13 protein-coding genes are annotated in these 18,322 nt (G+C 64.5%); 6 read left to right on the top strand and 7 right to left on the bottom strand.

Features of this window, described 5'->3' with window-relative positions; translation table 11 throughout:
- Positions 1–12: 12 nt before the first annotated feature.
- Positions 13–675 carry a pyroglutamyl-peptidase I gene (pcp, locus tag LNV23_RS21235; protein WP_263564821.1) on the bottom strand — a complete coding sequence of 221 codons (663 nt, stop codon included), beginning with the start codon at positions 673–675 and terminating at the stop codon, positions 13–15.
- Between the two features lie 255 nt (positions 676–930).
- Here pcp and LNV23_RS21230 point away from each other — a divergent pair, with 255 nt between their 5' ends.
- Both LNV23_RS21230 and LNV23_RS21225 read left to right on the top strand, forming a co-directional pair.
- Positions 931–3,483: a GspE/PulE family protein gene (locus tag LNV23_RS21230; RefSeq protein WP_263564820.1), complete on the top strand. Its 2,553-nt coding sequence runs from the start codon at positions 931–933 to the stop codon at positions 3,481–3,483.
- Positions 3,484–3,661: 178 nt separating this feature from the next.
- Positions 3,662–4,846, top strand: a complete 1,185-nt coding sequence (locus LNV23_RS21225) for a sigma-54-dependent Fis family transcriptional regulator (protein ID WP_263564819.1) — start codon at positions 3,662–3,664, stop codon at positions 4,844–4,846.
- A gap of 48 nt (positions 4,847–4,894) precedes the next feature.
- Here LNV23_RS21225 and LNV23_RS21220 read toward each other — a convergent pair whose 3' ends face one another.
- Genes LNV23_RS21220 through LNV23_RS21210 form a run of 3 tightly spaced genes read right to left on the bottom strand, consistent with a single transcriptional unit; the run spans position 4,895 to position 7,749 of the window.
- Positions 4,895–5,779: a DMT family transporter gene (locus LNV23_RS21220; RefSeq protein ID WP_263564818.1), complete on the bottom strand. Its 885-nt coding sequence runs from the start codon at positions 5,777–5,779 to the stop codon at positions 4,895–4,897.
- A 10-nt stretch (positions 5,780–5,789) separates the two neighbouring features.
- Entirely contained in the window at positions 5,790–6,599 is an 810-nt protein-coding gene (locus tag LNV23_RS21215; RefSeq protein ID WP_263564817.1) for a LytR/AlgR family response regulator transcription factor, read from the bottom strand.
- Positions 6,600–6,603: 4 nt separating this feature from the next.
- Positions 6,604–7,749, bottom strand: coding sequence for a sensor histidine kinase (locus tag LNV23_RS21210; RefSeq protein ID WP_263564816.1), 1,146 nt, complete (start codon positions 7,747–7,749; stop codon positions 6,604–6,606).
- A gap of 172 nt (positions 7,750–7,921) precedes the next feature.
- Here LNV23_RS21210 and LNV23_RS21205 point away from each other — a divergent pair, with 172 nt between their 5' ends.
- The 3 genes from LNV23_RS21205 to LNV23_RS21195 all read left to right on the top strand — a co-directional run bounded on the left by LNV23_RS21205 (position 7,922) and on the right by LNV23_RS21195 (position 12,955).
- Positions 7,922–9,310, top strand: a complete 1,389-nt coding sequence (locus LNV23_RS21205; protein ID WP_263564815.1) for a phosphomannomutase/phosphoglucomutase — start codon at positions 7,922–7,924, stop codon at positions 9,308–9,310.
- 3 nt (positions 9,311–9,313) lie between these two features.
- Positions 9,314–10,633, top strand: a complete 1,320-nt coding sequence (locus LNV23_RS21200) for a 3-deoxy-D-manno-octulosonic acid transferase (protein WP_263564814.1) — start codon at positions 9,314–9,316, stop codon at positions 10,631–10,633.
- A 129-nt stretch (positions 10,634–10,762) separates the two neighbouring features.
- A complete protein-coding gene (locus LNV23_RS21195) occupies positions 10,763–12,955 on the top strand; it encodes a putative bifunctional diguanylate cyclase/phosphodiesterase (protein ID WP_263564813.1) in 2,193 nt (730 codons plus the stop codon).
- Here the strand turns inward: LNV23_RS21195 and ligA are convergent.
- Positions 12,944–15,040, bottom strand: coding sequence for an NAD-dependent DNA ligase LigA (gene ligA / locus LNV23_RS21190; protein ID WP_263564812.1), 2,097 nt, complete (start codon positions 15,038–15,040; stop codon positions 12,944–12,946). The genes LNV23_RS21195 and ligA overlap by 12 nt on opposite strands.
- Complete coding sequence (locus LNV23_RS21185; protein ID WP_263564811.1) at positions 15,037–16,002, bottom strand: LysR family transcriptional regulator; 966 nt, start codon at positions 16,000–16,002, stop codon at positions 15,037–15,039. Before LNV23_RS21185 ends, ligA begins: the two co-directional genes overlap by 4 nt.
- Before the next feature lie 170 nt (positions 16,003–16,172).
- Between LNV23_RS21185 and LNV23_RS21180 the strand changes: the two genes are divergently transcribed.
- Positions 16,173–16,964: an SDR family NAD(P)-dependent oxidoreductase gene (locus tag LNV23_RS21180; protein ID WP_263564810.1), complete on the top strand. Its 792-nt coding sequence runs from the start codon at positions 16,173–16,175 to the stop codon at positions 16,962–16,964.
- Between the two features lie 15 nt (positions 16,965–16,979).
- Here the strand turns inward: LNV23_RS21180 and paeA are convergent, their stop codons facing one another.
- Positions 16,980–18,293, bottom strand: a complete 1,314-nt coding sequence (paeA, locus tag LNV23_RS21175; protein ID WP_263564809.1) for a polyamine export protein PaeA — start codon at positions 18,291–18,293, stop codon at positions 16,980–16,982.
- Positions 18,294–18,322 lie beyond the last annotated feature (29 nt).

Below are 18,322 nucleotides of genomic sequence, written 5' to 3'. Positions count from 1 at the left end.
AAAAAATTGAACTCAGGCAATGGCGCCATCTGCGACCTGCAGGTCCTGCGTCACCCGCAGTGCCACCTGCAGTGCCAGGCGCAGGCCTTGGCTCATGCACACGAGGCTCATGCTGGCCATGTGGGCGTGCCGCGCTGCCTGCTCGGGCAACATGGGAATGTGCATGAAACCGCTGCGCACAGGGCTGCCTGCCAGCGCATGTTGCAAACCGAAAAACACATGGTTGCAGACAAAGGTGCCGGCCGTCTGGGACACGGCCGCAGGCAGTCCGGCTGCACGCACAGCGGCCGTCATGGCCTTGATCGGCAGGGTTGAGAAATAGGCCGCCGGCGCACCGCGCACCACCGGGGTATCGACGGGCCGGGCGCCAGCGTTGTCTGCAATGCGCGCGTCGTCGACATTGATGGCCACCCGTTCCAGCGACAACTCACTGCGGCCCGCAGCCTGACCCAAGGCCAGCACCAGACTTGGCCGAACCTCGTGCAAGGCGCGATCCAGCACCTGCAGCGCTTCCCCGAAGACACAAGGCAGCAATCGGGCCACCACTCGGTGCCCTTCGATCACCTGTCCGTCCAAGGCTTGGGCCAGCAGCCAAGACGGGTTGACGGACTCACCGCCAAAGGCTTCAAACCCGGTCAAAAGAACAGTGGGCTGAGTCGACGACAGCTGAGGCATGGAGTTTCCGCGGTGTTGATGGCGATGAATGATTGGATTGTGCAGGCAAGCATCCTGCACGCCGAGCCGCCCAGCGAGCTGCTCAGCCTCGCCCAAGCCTGCCCATGAAAAAACAAAGAGAATGTGGCACGCCGATCTATTCGCGGTTTGCCGACACCGCCGCCGGGCTTAGCATTCATGGCGGTGCCTTGCGGCCCGTTTGCGCAGCTACGGCTGAAGCTGGCTTGCGCCTTGCCCTCATTGGAGAATTTCTGCATGACCGATCTGTCCACCCCACTGCCCTGGCCCCACGAGAAGGCCGGCTCCAGTGCGGGCGAGGCCGCCACCACCATGCGAGCGCAGAGCCGAGCCCCCGATGGCTTTGCCTGGCCCATGCCGCCCTATGCAGCCTATCCCCAGGCCACGACGCAGGTGTCCCCTGAGCCCTGCGAGATCCTCGGGCTCAACAACAGCCGCAGCGCGGGACATGTGATCCTGATGGCTCCGCACGAACGCCTGGCGCAAATCAATGTGCCGCCGGCGCGCAGTGCCATGCCGTTGAAGTTCAGCCAGTTTCGAGCGCTCAAGTTGCTGCGGCCCATCGTGGTGCCTGCACGAGCCACGACCGGAGATGACGTCCTGCGCCTGGACCACCGTCCGCGCAGTGAGTTCAAGCTGCACTTTGTCGGCGGCGGTGAGCTGCGCGGCATCACCGTCGGCCACTGCCATGACGACCTCGGCTTGTTTCTGTTCCCACCCTTGAGCGACAGCGACGACTCGGTCCTTCGGGTCTTCATCCCGCGCGAGGCCTTGGAACATTTCGAGATCGGCGAACGCATCGGCGACCTTTTGATCAAGGAGCAACTCGTCACCTCCGATCAGGTCGAGGAAGCTGCCTCGGAGCAATTGCATCTGCGCTCACGCCGCGTGGGTGACATTCTGGTGGCACAGCAGATCGTCACCGCCGACCAGCTCGTGCAGGCCATCGACCAGCAAGCCCGCATGCCCATGGTACGCATCGGCGAGGCCCTGCTGGCCTTGGACCTGATCACGCAGGAGCAGCTGGAACAAGCCCTGATCCAGCAGCGCGATGACCGCTCGGTGCCGCTGGGCGAACTGCTGGTGCGCAAGGGTGTGGTGACCCGGCAAGCCCTGCAGTCGGCTCTGGCTCGCAAGATGGGCTACCCGTTGGTGGACGTCAGTAATTTTGCCTTCGAACCCGAGGCCATCGTCAAGCTACCCTATGCGGTGGCCAAGCGACTGGAAGTTTTGCCCCTGCTCTTGCGTGATGGCCGCTTGATCGTGGCCATGGAGGACCCAACGCGACGCGATGCGCTGGACGAGGTCGAGTTCATCTCCCAGCTCAAGGTCACGCCCACGTTGGCCAAGATTGGCTCACTGAGTTTTGCCATTCACCAAGCCTATGAACGCTACGGCAGTGAATCCGTGGGGCGCAGCAGCGAACTGAACCTGGGTGCCTTCCAGGTTGACTTCAGCCTCGACAAGGCCGACAAGCTGATCGAGACCCTGGAGCGCGAAGGCCAGGAGCGCAACGTTCGTGAGGATGAGCAGCCGATCGAGCAAAGCGACAACTCACTGGTCCGCCTGATCAACACCATGATCATCGACGCCAGCAATCAAGGCGTGTCCGACATCCATATCGAAACCCACCCGGGCAGTGAGAAAGTCAAAATCCGCTTTCGCCGCGATGGCGTCATGCATCCCTATCTGGAGCTGCCTCACACTTATCGCAATGCCATGATCGCGCGCATCAAGATCATGTGCGAGCTCGACATTTCCGAACGCCGCAAGCCGCAGGACGGCAAGATCAATTTCTCACGCTATGTGCCGCAGTCCAAACTGGAACTGCGCGTAGCCACCATCCCGACCAACAACGGTTTGGAAGATGTGGTGATGCGCCTGCTGTCTTCCTCGCGGCCGATTCCGCTAGAAAAGCTCGGCCTCAGCCCGGACAATTTGAGCAATCTGCAGACGGCTGTGGCCCGCCCTTACGGCATGGTGCTCTGTGTCGGTCCCACAGGCTCGGGCAAGACCACCACCCTGCACTCCGCCCTGGCTCATATCAACACACCCGACCGCAAGATCTGGACGGCCGAAGACCCGATCGAAATCACCCAGGCCGGCCTGCGCCAGGTGCAGGTCAACCCGCGCATCGACTGGACCTTCGCCAAGGCCTTGCGCGCCTTCCTGCGAGCTGACCCGGACGTCATCATGGTCGGCGAAATCCGCGACCAGGAAACCGCTGAGATCGCCGTCGAGGCCTCGCTGACCGGCCATATGGTGATGTCCACCTTGCACACCAACAGCGCTGCGGAAACCATCACCCGCCTGCTGGACATGGGCATGGACCCCTTCAACTTTGCCGATTCCCTGCTCGCTGTGCTGGCGCAGCGCTTGGTGCGCCGTCTGTGCCCGGCCTGCCGAGTTGGCGAGCCCTTGAGCCTGAGCGACCAGGACGAATGGCTGGATGATTACTTGCACGTATTCAGTGCTGAGCACCGACCCTCGCGCCCAGCGCTGCTGGCCAGCTGGCAGGCCCAGCACGGCATCAATGGCGAGCTGCTGCACTTTCACAGCCCCGGTTGCGAGAAATGCGAGTTCAGCGGATTCAGGGGCCGTGCCGGCTTGCATGAACTGCTGGTCGTCAGCAAGCCGATCCGGCGTCTGATCCAGACCGGTGCCCGAGCCGAAGAGCTGTTCCAGGCCGCGCTCAACGAAGGCCTGCGTTCACTGCGACAGGATGGCATTGTCAAAGTGTTGCAAGGAGTCACCACAATGGGCGAAGTGCGCGCAACCAGCAACGCCTGACATCTGTTTTTCAAATATCCAAGCTTCAAATTGGGGGGCTAGCCCTGCCAACACGACCTTCCCCGCTTGCCAGTCTCGGGCGCTTGCCCGATAGTGGTTCTTCAAATAAAGCAATCAGGGGCAGGTATTGTTTTCATCCCAAATCGTGAGGCCGGCCGCATCTGCGCACAGCCAGGCCATGCACCAAAGCACCATCCAAAGTTCGCACGAGCGCTGCCAGATGTTCGGGCTGCAACCGCATCAGGCGCCGGATCTCCACCGCATCGAAGGCAGCCGGCTGGCTGAGTTGCAACTGCGCAATGCGCGCTTGTGCGCTCAAGCCCTGCCCTTGATGGAAATGCTCTACGAGCAGCTGAGTCATGCCCAGAGCATGGTGCTGCTGACCGATGCCAGCGGCGTGGTCCTGCACTCGCTGGGTGACGCCGGTTTTCTGGCCCGGGCCCAGCAGATTGCGCTGGCACCGGGCGCACAATGGGCCGAGGCCACGCAGGGCACCAATGCTGTAGGCACCACTTTGATGACCGAGCGCCCGACCGTCGTCAATGGCGCCGAACACTATCTCCGATCACTGCAATTTCTGACCTGCTCCGCGGCGCCAATCTTCGACCACAAGGGCGCCTTGCTGGGCGTGATCGATGTCTCCAGTGACCGTCGCAGCTACCACCCCCACACTCTGGCGCTGGCCCGCATCTCGGCCCGCATGATCGAGAACCAGTGGTTCAACGACCGTTTCAGCAGCAACACCCGTCTGCATCTGCATGCCAGCCCACAGCGTCTGGGCACACTCAATGAAGGCGTGCTGGCTCTGGGCGAAGACGGCCAGCTCTTGGGCGCCAACCGACGTGCTCTGGATTTGCTGAACCTGCCTGCCACGGCACTGCGCCGACTCGATCTGACAGAGATCTTCGGCCTGAACATGGACGAGCTGCAAGCACTCAGCCGCAGCCAGCCCGACACGGCGATGAGCTTGCTGCTGCATGGCACAGTGGCGCGTGGCCACCCCGACACCGCGCCCATGCTTTACGGTCGCTTGAGCCCTAGCAGCCACCCGCAATGGCCGCTTGCGACACGGAAGGCTGACGCGTCAACACCGGTGGATTCTGGGGGCGCGCCGGCCCTAATTCTCTCTACAGAGGACACGCTGATCGAACTCGCACCTGTGGCTGACACTTCATTCAGCCCACTGCTGCCTGAGCCTGCTGCGCCCACAGCCGATGCATTGACCTTGCGTGCTTCGGAGATGCGCATGATCCGACAGACCGTGCACGCCTGTCAGGGCAACCTTGCCCTGGCCGCACGTCAGCTGGGTATAGGCCGCAGCACCCTGTACCGCAAGCTCAAGAGCCCGGACGCGCATTCCTGAAGGACGCTGGGCTAAGCCGCGCGGTGCCCGACCGGCTGACCCGCAAATTCAGCGGGTCTTGCCCCAGCCGATCAGACCCAAGGCCATGGCTGTGCCGGCCAGCACGATGGCGCAGCCCAGCGCCATCTGACCTGTGAAGGCCTCGGTTAGAAACAGCCAACCCCACAGCACGGCAAAGACCGGGATCAAAAAGGTCACGGCCAGGGTGTTGCTGGGACCGATGCGTTGCATCAAGCGAAAGTACAGGATGTAAGCCACGCCGGAACACAAAAGCGCCAGCATCACCACACCCAGCCAAGCCGAACGGCTCGGCGCCACGACCGGCCAAGCCTGCAGCGCCGGCGCGGCCAGCAGCAAAGCGGCATAGACCTGGCTCCCAGTTGCCACCGTCAATGGCCGGATATGCGCGGCAAAGCGTTTGGTGAAGCTGGCCGCAAGCCCGTAGCACAGCGTTGCCGCCAAACAGGCCAGCAAGGCCCAACCACTGCCGCCGGGTTTGAAGTCAGCCTGCCCCCAGGCCAGAAAAAACACACCGCCAAAGCCAATCGACAAACCCAGCACGCGTGACAGGCTCAAGGCCTGACCCAGCCAGACCCAAGCCACCAAGGCGCCCCAGAGCGGGGTCGTGGCATTGAGGATGCTAGACAGACCGGCCGTGATCGACAGCGCCGCGAAGCTGAACAGGGTGAATGGCAAGGCGCTGTTGAGCAGGGCAATCCCCAGCAACACTCGCCATTCCCGCCGCAGCTCCTGCCAGCCCAGGACACCAAATCGGCCGATCAACAAAGGCAGGAGCAAGAGGCTGGCGCCGCTGACGCGCAGGGCCGCCATGGCCACGGGGCCGAATTCGTGGGCTCCCAAGCGCATGAACAAAAAGGAGGCGCCCCAGATGGCCGCCAGCAGCAAGAGTTCGCCCAGATCGAAGGGCTTCATGGCGCCCACCTCACATGGCCTTGAAGAGATGGACATAGGCGCGGCTGACCGGCAGCTCGCGCTCGTGACCCTTGAAGCGGACAAACAGCCTGCTTAGCTCATCGCGCCGCGTCCCGGCCAGGTGGCTCAGGTTGATCACCGTGGACCGATGAACCTGCCAGAACTGCGCGGGCTCCAGCTGGGCCACCAAGTCGACGATGGGGGTGCGGATCAGATGCTCACCGCGGGCCGTTTGCACCACCGTGTATTTGTCGTCGGCATGGAAGTAGAGAACCTCCTCCACCGGGATCTGGTGCGTCAGATCGCCTTGGGCAGCGCGAACATAACGCAAATTTCCAGCGCCAGATTCCGCGCCCAAGACGACACCCGAACCAGTACCGGCGCTCCCTCGAAGCAAGGTCTGCAAGGCGGCAGCCAAGCCGCCTTCCAGCACGGCCGCAGGCGCTGCATCGGCCGTAGCCGGCAGCAGACTGGCGCGTACACGCTCCAGCGTGCGCGCCAGGCGCTCGGTCTTCAGCGGCTTGAGCAGGTAGTCTAGGGCGGCATGCTCAAAGGCGGCCACCGCATAGTCGTCATAGGCTGTCACAAAGATCACACGGGTCGCACCCTCGATGCCCTGCGCCACCTCCAGCCCCGTCAAACCGGGCATCTGGATGTCAAGAAATGCAAGCTCGGGTTGCAACTCGGCGATCTGCTCGGCGGCTTCGATGCCGTTGCGAGCGATGGCCACGATTTCGAGTTCGGGCCAAAGCTGCTGCAGCTGGTTCTTCAGATAGAGGGCGAGATGCGCTTCGTCGTCGGCAATCAGGGCACGGGTCATGGTGTCAGGTCGGGCTGGCGGTGGTGATGAAAGGAAGGCTGAGCGTGGCCACCGTGCCCAGGCCTTGCGGGCCGGTGCTCAGAGTCAGGCTGGACTCCTCAGGATAGCGGGAATGCAGGCGGGCGCGGATATTGACCAAGGCAAGCCCGTGGCCGGCCTGGGCAGCCCGGCGAGGCCGGCGCGGCGCCTCCAGGCCGAGGCCATCGTCGAAGACCTGAATCTCCAATCGGGCCCCGTGCACAGAAGCGCGTACCCTCACCTGCCCGCCCTCGACCTTGGGTTCGAGACCATGGTGGATGGCATTCTCGATCAGAGGCTGCAGCAACAGAGGCGGCAGCACGGCCGCGCGGGCCGCGTTGTCGGCCTCGATCTCGAAACTCAAGCGCTCACCCATGCGGATTTGCAGCAGCTGCAAATAGCACTGCGCCATATCCAGCTCCAGAGCCAAAGTGCTGTCGGCGCCTCGGAGCTGGCCCAGGCTCGCGCGCAAGTAGTCGGTGAAGGCCTCGAGCATCTGGCGAGCGCGAGGCGCGTCAACCTGCATCAAGCTCTGCACATTGGCCAGGGTGTTGAACAGAAAATGCGGCTCGATCTGAGCCTGCAGCAGGCGCAGCTGCGCCTCGGTGGCCTGCAGTTGCAAGCGGTTGCGCTGCCAGCGGATCTGCGCCCAGAAGCCCCAAATCACTGACACGGCCAGCGAAATCAGCAGGAACTTGCTGATGCCCTGCAGACTCTCGAACGCTTCAATGCGCACCGTCTGTTGCAGCATCCAGGACAACAGGCGCTGTGCGAGCAACATGCCCAATGCCGTGCCGACGATGGGAATGCCTGCGAACAGCAGTCCGGTGCGCCAGCTGGGCTGGTTCTGTAGACGGTCGATGCGTTCCTGCGGCAACAGCAGCTCCGCCGCCCGATACATGGCATGAATGATGAAGGCGATCATGAGGCCCAGCAGCCAGGACGGCCACCAAGCCTGACTCGGCCAGCGCCCACGCAAAGCCACATCGATCAGGATGAAGCCGGTCGGGAAAGCCAGGCCGATGCCAATGGTGATGAGCGCGCGCGCCCAGAAGGGCTCGTCGCGCCGCTTGTGCAGGCGCCAGTAGCGCCGCCAGGTCTGATGCAGGGTCTGCCAAGGGCTGTGCTTCATGGGCGTTCAGCATAAAGGTGATGAGGCTTCAGCCTAGCGCTGCCACCCAGGCCAAACCCAGCTGGACGCGACAGATGGACAGGGGCAGCGACGAATGGCAAGCGACCCAAGCCGAAAGGCAGCGCCCGGTCTGCCTACAATCCGCCCTCAAATTCCACTCACAGGGGTATCCATGCAAGTTCAGGCGTCCATCTTCAAGGCTTACGACATCCGCGGCGTCGTCGGCACCTCCTTGAACGAAGAACTGGCCGAACATCTGGGCCGGGCCTTCGGCACCGAGGCTCGCAAGCTCGGCGAGAAAGCCGTGGCCGTGGGCCGCGACGGTCGCATCTCCGGCCCCAGCCTGGTGGCAGCCCTGATCCGTGGCCTGCAGTCAACCGGCCTGGACGTCGTCGATCTCGGCGCTGTGACAACGCCAATGCTGTACTACGTGGCCGCCACGCGCAGCAAAGAAGGCTGCCGCTCCGGCATCATGGTCACCGGCAGCCACAACCCCAAGGATTACAACGGCTTCAAGATGGTGCTCAAGGGCGCTGCCGTCTATGGCGAGCAGATCCAGGGTCTGCGCCGCCGCATCGAGGCCGAGGACTACACGAGCGGCCAGGGCCGCGTCGGATCCATGGACATCATTGCCGAGTACAGCGCCCGCATCGTGCGCGATGCCAAGCTCAAGCGGCCGATGAAGATCGTCGTCGACTCCGGTAATGGCATCCCCGGCGCCTCTGCCCCGGCCATCCTGCGCGCTCTCGGTTGCGAGGTGATCGACATCTACTCCAAGGTCGACGGTGACTTCCCGAACCACCACCCCGATCCTTCGCGCCCGGAAAACCTGGAAGACCTGAAGCGCATCGTCCACGCGACCGACGCGGAGCTGGGCCTGGCCTTCGATGGTGACGGCGACCGCCTGGGCGTGGTCACCAAGGACGGCACCATGATCATGCCGGACCGCCAGATCATGCTGTTTGCCGCTGAGATCCTCAAGCGCAAGCCCGGCTCCGAGATCATCTTTGACGTCAAATGCACCCAGCGCCTGGCGCCTTGGATCCGAGAGCACGGCGGCCGCCCGCTGATGTGGATGACCGGTCACTCGCTGGCAAAAGCCAAGCTCAAGGAAACCGGCGCGCCGCTGGCCGGCGAGCTCTCAGGCCACATCTTCTTCAAGGACCGCTGGTACGGCTTCGACGACGCCATGTACACGGCCGCCCGCCTGCTGGAAATCCTGTCCAAGGTGGCCGACCCGAGCGCCGTGCTGAACGGCCTGCCCAACAGCTACAACACCCCCGAGATCAACGTGCCCTGCGCCGAGGGCGAGCACCACGAGGTGGTCAAGAAGCTGCTGGAGGTGGCCGAATTTCCGGGCGCCAAGGAGATCATCACCATCGACGGCCTGCGGGTGGAGTACGAAGACGGCTTCGGCCTGGTCCGACCCAGCAACACCACGCCGGTGCTGGTGCTGCGCTTCGAAGGCCAGACACCGGAGGCCCTGGCGCGCATCGAACACGACGTGCTGGCCCAACTCAAGCGCGTCAAGCCCGACGCGACCTTTGCCGCCGGGCATTGATTCTTGAGCAAGGCTGACACCGCCGGCCGAAGCGGTACCCTGGGCCAGTCCCTGGCACTCGGGCTCTACGGACTGCTATTGCAGCTGCTGAGCCCGCTCTATCTGCTGCGCCTGTGGCGGCGCGGTGCGGCCGAACCGCTGTACCGAGAGTGGCTCGGCGAGCGCTTTGGCTTCTATGCGCAGCCAGAGACGACAGGTGGCCGGCTCTGGCTTCATGCGGTCTCCCTGGGCGAGACCCGCGCTGCCGCGGCCCTGGTGGCAGCGCTGCGCCAAGCTCGGCCGGACGTACGCCTGCTGCTGACCCACAGCACAGCCACCGGCCGCGAGGCCGGGCGCGAACTGCTGCAGGCGGGCGACGCACAGGCCTGGCTTCCCTATGACAGCCCGGGCGCCGTGCGCCGCTTTTTGCAGCACTGGCGGCCTGGAGTCGGCGTGCTGATGGAAACCGAGATCTGGCCCAGCTTGCAAGCTCGCGCCGAGGCGGTCGGCCTGCCCATGGTGTTGGCCAACGCCCGATTGTCCGCACGCAGCCAGCGGCGCGGCCAACGCTTCGCCGCCCTGCTTCGCCCGGCCGCCAGGCGCCTGCGCCTGGTGTTGGCACAGACCGAAGCCGATGCCGACCGGCTGCGTGCCAGCGGCGCCACCGAGGTGCAAGTGCAAGGCAATCTGAAGTTCGACATGAAAGTCGATGAGCAGTTGCTTTGCCAAGGCCATGCCTGGCGTGCCCAGTTGGGCCGGCCCGTGCTGCTAGCCGCCGTGAGCCGCGAAGGCGAAGAAGCCGTGCTGCTCAAGGCCTGGCAAGGTCTGCCCCCCGGTAAGCCCCGGCCCCTGCTGCTGATCGTGCCACGCCACCCCCAGCGTTTTGGCGAGGTCGAAGCCCTGCTGCTGGCGGCGGGCTTGACCGTGGCCCGACGCAGCCGCTGGCAGGCGCAGCCCGACATGCAAGCCCTGCAAGCCGATGCTTGGTTGGGCGACTCCATGCGCGAGATGCACCTCTATTACGGCTTGGCCGATGTCGCCTTGCTCGGCGGCAGTTTTGCGCCCTTGGGCGGGCAGAATCTGATCGAAGCCGCCGCTTGTGGCTGCCCCTTGATCATGGGGCCGCATACCTTCAACTTCGCCCAGGCGGCGGAGCTGGCCGAAGAGGCCGGCGCTGCCCTGCGCGTTCCGGATCTGAATTTCGGCCTGGAGCAAGCCTTGCGCCTGTCAGCGGAACCAGTGCGCCGCAGCGTCATGCAGGCCCAAGCCCGCGCCTTCGCGGAGCGCCACCGAGGGGCGGCGGCACGCATGGCAACGGCCATCCTGGCATTGGCGCCACACTGATCAACCTGAACCTGATGCTCAGCACAATGCTGCGGATGTCTGCTGCTCGGTAGCGCAGCCCATGAAGCTCGCAATGTCCTACATTTGTCATCGGAGTCGGTGTCAAACTCAGGGTGGCGAGGGAGCGAAATGCGATCAAGTCCGAGGCAGCAGGATGTGGCCGAAGCACTGAAGGTGCCTGCGGACGCCTTGCCTGAGGCGGGCTCGCCTATCGCGTCCGGACATTTCCGATTGACTCGCTATTTTTCCTGGGTGTCCTTGGGTCTGATCGCGGCGGTCGGTCTGTTGCTGACCCTGAGCATGCGCGCGCAGATGGAGCGCGAGATGATCCATATGGCCGAGCGCCGCAACGAGGCCATGACGGCGGTCTTCATCCATGCGCTCGGGGAGCGCCTTGCGCCTCTCCTTCAGAACAATTCCGGCCCTGAACCCGCACAGCTACTGGCTCAGAGCGAGGCCCAGGGCTTGCATGCGCGAGCACGTGCCCTGATGTTCGGGGCCGACATCATCAAGATCAAACTCTACAACCGCCAAGGCCTGACGGTCTATTCCAGCAGCGCCGCACAGATCGGCGAGGACAAGCGTGACAACCCCGGTTTCCAGGCCGCCCTGGCCGGACGCACGACAAGCGCCCTGGTACACCGCGACAATTTCGATGCCTTTGAGGGGCAGCGCGCCATGGTCGACCTGATCAGCAGCTACCTGCCGTTACCCGCCGGACCTGGCCAGCTCGAAGCGCCAGGCGTGATCGAGCTCTACCAGGATGTCACACCCTTCGTTCAGCGCCTGGCCGCGCTGCATCGCCGCACGGTGCTGGCCGGCTTCGCCTTGATGCTGGGCCTGTACGGCCTGCAGCTGCTGCTGGTGCAGCGCGCCCAGGGCATTTTGCGCCGCCAGGAAGCTGCATTGCAGGAGGTCAACCGTGTGCTTGATCAGCGAGTTCAGTCTCGCACCGAAGAGTTGCGCGCCGCCTTGGCCCGGCTTGAGCACCTGGCCCATCACGACCCTTTGACCGGCCTGCCCAACCGTCTGCTGTGCAATGACCATCTGCGTTATGCCATTGCCAAGGCGCAACGCCAGCAGAGGCAGCTGGCCGTCCTGTTCCTGGACCTCGATCAGTTCAAAGAAGTCAACGACATGCTCGGCCACTCGGTCGGTGACGATCTGCTGATCGAAGTGGCGCGTCGCCTGGCAGCGCATCTGCGCGGCAGCGATCTGCTGGCTCGCCTGGGCGGCGACGAGTTCGTCTGCGTGCTCGAGTGCGAGAACGCGGCGCTGGAGTCTCCGCTGGTGGCTGACAAGCTGATCCAGGCCTTGAGCCGTACCATGGAGCTGCAAGGGCACGAGGTACAGATCTCGGCCAGCATCGGCATTGCGCTCTACCCGGGTGACGGCGGCAGCGCCGACGAGCTGGCGCGGGCGGCCGACACCGCCATGTATGAGGCCAAGCGCGCCGGCCGCAACCGCTTCCATTTCTATCGCCCCGAAATGACTCAGGCGGCGCTGGCGCGTGCCCATATGGACCGCCTGCTGCGCCGCAGCCTGGAATGCGCTGAAATCAGCGTGCACTACCAGAGCAAGTTCCTGGCTCGTGCGCCAGGCGTTCCGACTGGCGGTGTCGGCCCCTGCTGTGGCGTCGAGGCCCTGGCCCGGTGGCACAGCGCAGAGCTCGGCGCCGTGCCACCGGCCCGTTTTATTGCACTGGCCGAGGAGAGTGGCTTCATCAACGAGCTGGGTGCCTGGATGCTGCGGCGCGCCTGCGAGGACATGATGGCCTGGCGCAGTGCCGGCCTGGCGCTGGACCATGTCTCGGTCAATGTCTCAGTGCGGCAGCTTGAGCGAGGCGACTTTGTCGACTTGGTGCAAGCCACCCTGGCCGCGACCGGCCTGCCGGCCTCGGCCCTGGAGTTGGAAATCACCGAGTCGGTCATCATGAATGCCGACAATGCCCTGGCCACCTTGAACGCCTTGCATGGCCTGGGTGTGCAGCTGTCCATCGACGACTTCGGCACCGGCTATTCCTCGCTCGCCTACCTCAAGCTGCTGCCAATCCAAACGCTGAAGATCGACCGCTCCTTCGTGGCCGGTATCGGTGCCGCAGGACGCGATACGGGAGACCGGGCCATCATCGAGGCGGTGATCGGTTTGGCGCGCAGCCTCGGCCTCAACACCGTGGCCGAAGGCGTCGAAAGCCCCGAGCAGCTGGCGGTCTTGCAAACGCTGGACTGCGCCCAGGTGCAGGGTTTTCTGTTCAGCCGCCCGGTGCCGGCCGAACAGGTTCAGCTCGACTGCGTGCAGGAAGCTACTTCGTCAGCCGTTTGAGTCGCCGGTGCCTTCGCCCTGCAGCAAGGCCTGGAGGCCCGCTTCATCGAGCACGACAATACCCAGTTCACGCGCCTTGTCCAGCTTGGAGCCCGCCTCCTCGCCGGCCACAACATAGTGCGTTTTCTTGGACACGGAACCGCTGACCTTGCCGCCGGCAGCCTCGATCAAGTCCTTGGCGGCGTCGCGCGAAAGCGTCGGCAAGCTGCCGGTCAGCACCAGGATTTTGCCCAGCAAAGGCTGAGGGCCCTGTTCGGCCAGGGTGCCGCCGCCCTCCTCCCAGTGCAGGCCGGAGGCGCGCAGCTGCTCGACCACCTCGCGGTTGTGCGGCTGGGCGAAGAAGGTGTGAATGCTTTGCGCCACGATGGGGCCGACGTCAGGCACGCTGAGCAGTTGCTCGGGGCTGGCGTCCATCAAGGCATCGATGCTGCCGAAATGGCGTGCCAGGTCCTTGGCCGTGGTCTCGCCGACCTGGCGGATGCCCAAGCCGAAGAGAAAGCGCGCCAGCGTGGTGCGTTTGCTCTTTTCCAGCGCGTCGACAATATTCTGCGCACTCTTCTCGGCCATGCGCTCCAGCGCAGCGAGCTTGGCGACGCCGAGCTTGTACAGGCCCGGCAGACTCTGCACGATGCCGGCGTCGACCAGCTGGTCGACCAGCTTGTCGCCCAGGCCCTCAATGTCCACGGCACGCCGGCCGGCGAAATGCAGCAGGGCTTGTTTGCGCTGGGCCGGGCAAGAGATGCCACCGCTGCAGCGGTAGTCCATGCCGCCACGCTCACGCAAAGCCGCGCTGCCGCAAACCGGGCAGGCGCGCGGCAAGCGGAAATTGGGCACATAGGCCGCGCGCTCACCAGGCACGCGACCGACCACCTCAGGGATGACATCGCCGGCGCGCCGCACGATCACCTGGTCGCCGATGCGCACGCCCTTGCGCCGCAGCTCGAAGACGTTATGCAGGGTCGCATTCGACACCGTCGTGCCGCCCACGAAGACGGGCTCCAGCTTGGCCACGGGCGTCAGCTTGCCGGTTCGGCCCACCTGGACCTCGATGCCGTTGAGGCGCGTCACCTGCTCCTGGGCCGGGTATTTGTGGGCGACCGCCCAGCGCGGCTCTCGCGTCTTGAAGCCAAGCTGGCGCTGTAGCTCGAGGCTGTTGACCTTGTAGACGATGCCGTCGATGTCGAAAGGCAGCTGGTCGCGCTTGGCACCCATGGCCCGATGGAACTCGACCAAGCCCTGGGCGCCCTGCACCACTGCGCGGTCGGCGCAAACTGGCAGGCCAAGGGCAGCCAGGGCGTCCAGCAAACCGCTGTGACTAGCCGGCAAGTCCCAGCCTTGGACTTCACCGAGGCCATAGGCAAAGAAACTCAAAGGCCGCTGCCGCGCCAGCGCCGGATCAAGCTGGCGCACCGCGCCGGCCGCGGTGTTGCGCGGGTTGACGAAGGTCTTCTCGTGGACCGCACGCTGGCGATCGTTGAGTGCCTCGAAATCATCGCGTCGCATATAGACCTCGCCACGCACCTCCAGCACCGCCGGGCTCGGGCCTCGCAAACGCAGCGGAATTTGGCCGATGGTGCGGATGTTCTGGGTCACGTCTTCGCCACTCTCGCCGTCACCGCGTGTGGCGGCCTGCACCAACAAGCCCTGCTCGTAGCGCAGATTGATGGCCAGGCCATCGAACTTCAGCTCGGCGGCGTACTCGATGGCCGGCGCCTCCTCGCTCAGACCCAGCTCCCGGCGCACGCGGGCGTCAAAATTCAGCGCCCCACTGGCCTCGGTGTCGGTTTCGGTCTGGATGCTCAGCATGGGCACGACATGACGCACCGGCGCAAAGCCATCCAGCACCTGGCCGATCACACGCTGGGTCGGGGAGTCAGCGCTCAACAGCTCCGGGTGGGCCGCTTCCAGGGCCTGCAGTTCCTGAAACATCTTGTCGTACTCGGCATCGGGCAAGGCCGGGGTATCGAGCACATAGTAGAGATGGGCGTGGTGGTTCAGGCTCTCGCGAAGCTGGGCGGCACGTTCGGCCGGGCTGGAGGCTCCATCAGGAGCGGAGGAAAACAAGTCATGGGGCGTGGAACTCATGGCCCGGATTGTGGCTGAGCGGCGAACCCCTCGTCGGCTGGACGTGCGTCAGCTTGGAAATGATCGATCACCACGCCCGCCAGCCAGTCCATCACGTAGCGCACACGTGCCGGCAACTGGCGGCGATGGGCATAGAGCAGGGTCAGCGGCATGTCGGGTGGGCGGAAGTCGGGCAGGACTTCTTGCAACAGCCGCTGCGCCAACAAGGCCTGCACGCCCACGCGCGGCGCCTGGATCAGCCCCAAGCCGGCCAGGCAGGCGGCCTGGTAGGCCTCGGCATTGTTGACGGTGAGCGCGCCCGCCATGATCAAGCGCTGCAGCTGTCCGCCGGCATCTAGGTATTCGAAACCGCCGCTGCGGGCGCCCAGCACCGAAACGTAATGGACCATGCGATGCTGGCGCAAATCTTCGAGATCACGCGGCTCGCCGTGGCGGGCCAGATAGGCCGGGCTCAGGCAATTGACCACCGGCTGCAGGCCCAGCGGGCGCGCCTGCAGCCCAGCCTCTGCGCTGCCCAGGGGGCCGATGCGCAGCACGCAATCGAAACCTTCGCGCACCAGATCGACGCGGCGTTCGGTGCTGCTGAACTCGATCTCCAGCTCAGGGTGGCGCTCCAACAATTCGGGCAGGCGCGGCATCACGATCTGGCGCGCCACACCGGTCGACATGTCAAGGCGCAAGCGGCCGCGCAGCGATTGAGTATCCGCTTGGCGGAACAGGCCGTGCAGCTCGTCCAGCTCGGCCAGCACGTCTTTGGCCCGCTCGTAAAAAAGCTGGCCGTCCTGGCTCAGCTGCAGGCGCCGCGTGGTGCGATGGAGCAGCCGGGTGCCCAGGCGGGCTTCGAGTTTTTGCACCGCCGCCGACACGCTGGCTTTGGCCAGGCCCAGGCTGGCGGCGGCCTGGGTGAAGCTGCCAGTTTCCACAACGCGGCTGAAGACCTGCATCTGCTCCATGGGGTTCATCACTCGGCTCCCTGCTGAATTGTCTTCATTTAGAGAACAGTTCATCCATATTTGGCCAGTTTATCCAATCCAGATTGATCAATAGACTGAGTTCACTGAGGTGGCCACGTCAGCCTCAGCAGCCACCAACACCCGCCCAAGTTCAGTACTCAGATCACGGAGAGACCCTTATGAACGCCATCGCCAGCAAGCCAGCCCAGGCTCTGCAGCACCCCATCACCCTGGTCACCGGCGGCAGCCGTGGCCTGGGCCGCAACACCGCCCTGCATCTGGCCGCCCAGGGGCATGACATCATCCTCAGCTACCGCAGCCAGGCGGCCGAGGCCGCCAGCGCCGTGGCCGAGATCCAGGCCCTGGGCCGCCACGCCGTAGCCCTGCAACTCGACACGGGTCACAGCGAAAGCTTTGCCGAGTTCGCCGCTGCCGTGCAGGCCACGCTGGCCCACACTTGGCAGCGCGAGCGCTTCGATCACCTGGTCAACAACGCCGGCTTGGGCATCCATGCCGGCCTGATGGACACCACGGAAGCTCAGTTCGACGAGCTGTTCCGCGTGCACCTGAAGGGCGTGTTCTTCCTCAGCCAGAAGCTGCTGCCGCTGATGAACGACGGTGGCCGCATCATCAATGTCTCGACCGGCCTGACACGCTTCGCCCTGCCCGGCTACGGCGCCTACGCGGCCATGAAGGGTGCAGTCGAGGTGCTGAGCCGCTATATGGCCAAGGAGCTGGGCCCGCGCGGCATTGCCGTCAATGTGGTGGCACCGGGCGCCATCGAAACCGACTTCGGCGGCGGCGTGGTGCGTGACAACGCCGGTGTCAACGGCTTCATCGCCAGCCAAACTGCGCTCGGCAGGGTCGGCCTGCCCGACGACATCGGCGGCGCCATCGCCACCTTGCTCAGCCCCGGTACCGGCTGGATCAACGGCCAGCGCATCGAGGCCTCGGGTGGCATGTTTCTGTGAACCGGTAACTTTGACTCAGGCAGTGTCCGCCGTGTCGGCCGCTGAAGCCGCAGGCACGCGCGTGATCATCACCTGATCAACCCGATGGCTGTCCACGTCCACCACCTCGAAACGCCAGCCCTCCCAGATCACATGGTCGGTCCGCTTCGGGATGCGGCGCAGCATCACCATTAGGAAGCCAGCCAAGGTGTCGTACTGACCGGCGTGGGGCAGACTGTCGAGTTCCAGCGAACGCTGCACATCGCTGATCGGGGTGATGCCATCGGCCAGGAAGGAGCCATCCTCGCGGCGCACGATCTGCTCTTCATCGTAGGACGTGACCAGACTGCCCATGACCGTGCTCATGACGTCGTTCAGCGTGATCACCCCAACCACCAGGCTGTACTCATTGACGATGACGGCGAAGTCCTCATGCACTTGCCGGAACTGGGTCAGCACCTCGGACAAGGTCAGCCGGTCCGGCACGATCAACACCTTTTTGACCAGACCTTCGGCACGCAAAGCGATCGGCTCGTCGCGCAGCACGCGCTGAAACAGATCGGTGGCGTCGACATAGCCGACGATGCTGTCGATCTCACCATCGCAAACCAAGTAGGTGGAATGCGGGTCATCGGCAATGCGGGTGCGGATCAGCGCATCGTCATCGGCCAGGGCAAAGAAGACGATGCGCTCGCGGTTGGTCATCGCGCTCTCGACCGTGCGGGTGTCGAGCTCGAACACATTGGCGATCATCTGCTGCTCGGCGTCGGCCACCACGCCGGCCTGGTTACCGGCCTCGGCCAGCGCCAGGATGTCGTAATGGGTGATGGTGTTGTCGCGCTCGGCCGGCAAGCCCATCAGCTTGATCAGGCTGGCGGTCAGCGCACTGAATGCCCAGGCCAGGGGCTTCATCAAGGTGATCAAGCCCAGCATCGGCCCGATCACGACCACCGCCATGCGCTCGGGCTCGTTCATCGACAAGCGCTTGGGAACCAGATCGGCCAGCACGATGAAGAGCGCCGTGATGGTGGCAAAGGACAGCGCAAAGGCTGCGGTCTGCGCCTGCTGCGCGCCCATCACCACCTGCAGAAGCGTCTCGAAATACGGCGTCAGCGCGCCTTCACCGACGATGCCGCCCAGAATGGCCACGGTGTTGACACCGATCTGCACCACGGTGAAATAGTGACCCGGCTGCTCCTGCACGGCGAGTACTCGCTCGGCGCGGGCGTCGCCTTCGTCGGCCCATTGGCGCAACTTCAAGCGGCGCGAAGCGGCCAGCGACAGCTCAGCCACGGAGAAGAAGGCGCTCGCGGCAATCAGGGCCGCAATCAAAAGCAGGCTGGAGGACAAGGCGGGTCTCGTTCGGTCTCGGCCTGCAA

The sequence above is a fragment of the Kinneretia sp. DJ1R-11 genome, from assembly GCF_025717595.1.
Classification (GTDB): domain Bacteria; phylum Pseudomonadota; class Gammaproteobacteria; order Burkholderiales; family Burkholderiaceae_C; genus Paucibacter_A.
The sequence above is the reverse complement of the archived record's forward strand: the minus strand, read 5'-3'. Positions and strand labels throughout refer to the sequence as shown.

Bases quoted from the DNA above. Each gene is read 5' to 3' on its own strand.
- pcp (WP_263564821.1), bottom strand. From the start codon at position 675: ATGCCTCAGCTGTCGTCGACTCAGCCCACTGTTCTTTTGACCGGGTTT.
- LNV23_RS21230 (WP_263564820.1), top strand. From the start codon at position 931: ATGACCGATCTGTCCACCCCACTGCCCTGGCCCCACGAGAAGGCCGGC.
- LNV23_RS21225 (WP_263564819.1), top strand. From the start codon at position 3,662: ATGCACCAAAGCACCATCCAAAGTTCGCACGAGCGCTGCCAGATGTTC.
- LNV23_RS21220 (WP_263564818.1), bottom strand. From the start codon at position 5,779: ATGAAGCCCTTCGATCTGGGCGAACTCTTGCTGCTGGCGGCCATCTGG.
- LNV23_RS21215 (WP_263564817.1), bottom strand. From the start codon at position 6,599: ATGACCCGTGCCCTGATTGCCGACGACGAAGCGCATCTCGCCCTCTAT.
- LNV23_RS21210 (WP_263564816.1), bottom strand. From the start codon at position 7,749: ATGAAGCACAGCCCTTGGCAGACCCTGCATCAGACCTGGCGGCGCTAC.
- LNV23_RS21205 (WP_263564815.1), top strand. From the start codon at position 7,922: ATGCAAGTTCAGGCGTCCATCTTCAAGGCTTACGACATCCGCGGCGTC.
- LNV23_RS21195 (WP_263564813.1), top strand. From the start codon at position 10,763: ATGCGATCAAGTCCGAGGCAGCAGGATGTGGCCGAAGCACTGAAGGTG.
- ligA (WP_263564812.1), bottom strand. From the start codon at position 15,040: ATGAGTTCCACGCCCCATGACTTGTTTTCCTCCGCTCCTGATGGAGCC.
- LNV23_RS21185 (WP_263564811.1), bottom strand. From the start codon at position 16,002: ATGAACCCCATGGAGCAGATGCAGGTCTTCAGCCGCGTTGTGGAAACT.
- LNV23_RS21180 (WP_263564810.1), top strand. From the start codon at position 16,173: ATGAACGCCATCGCCAGCAAGCCAGCCCAGGCTCTGCAGCACCCCATC.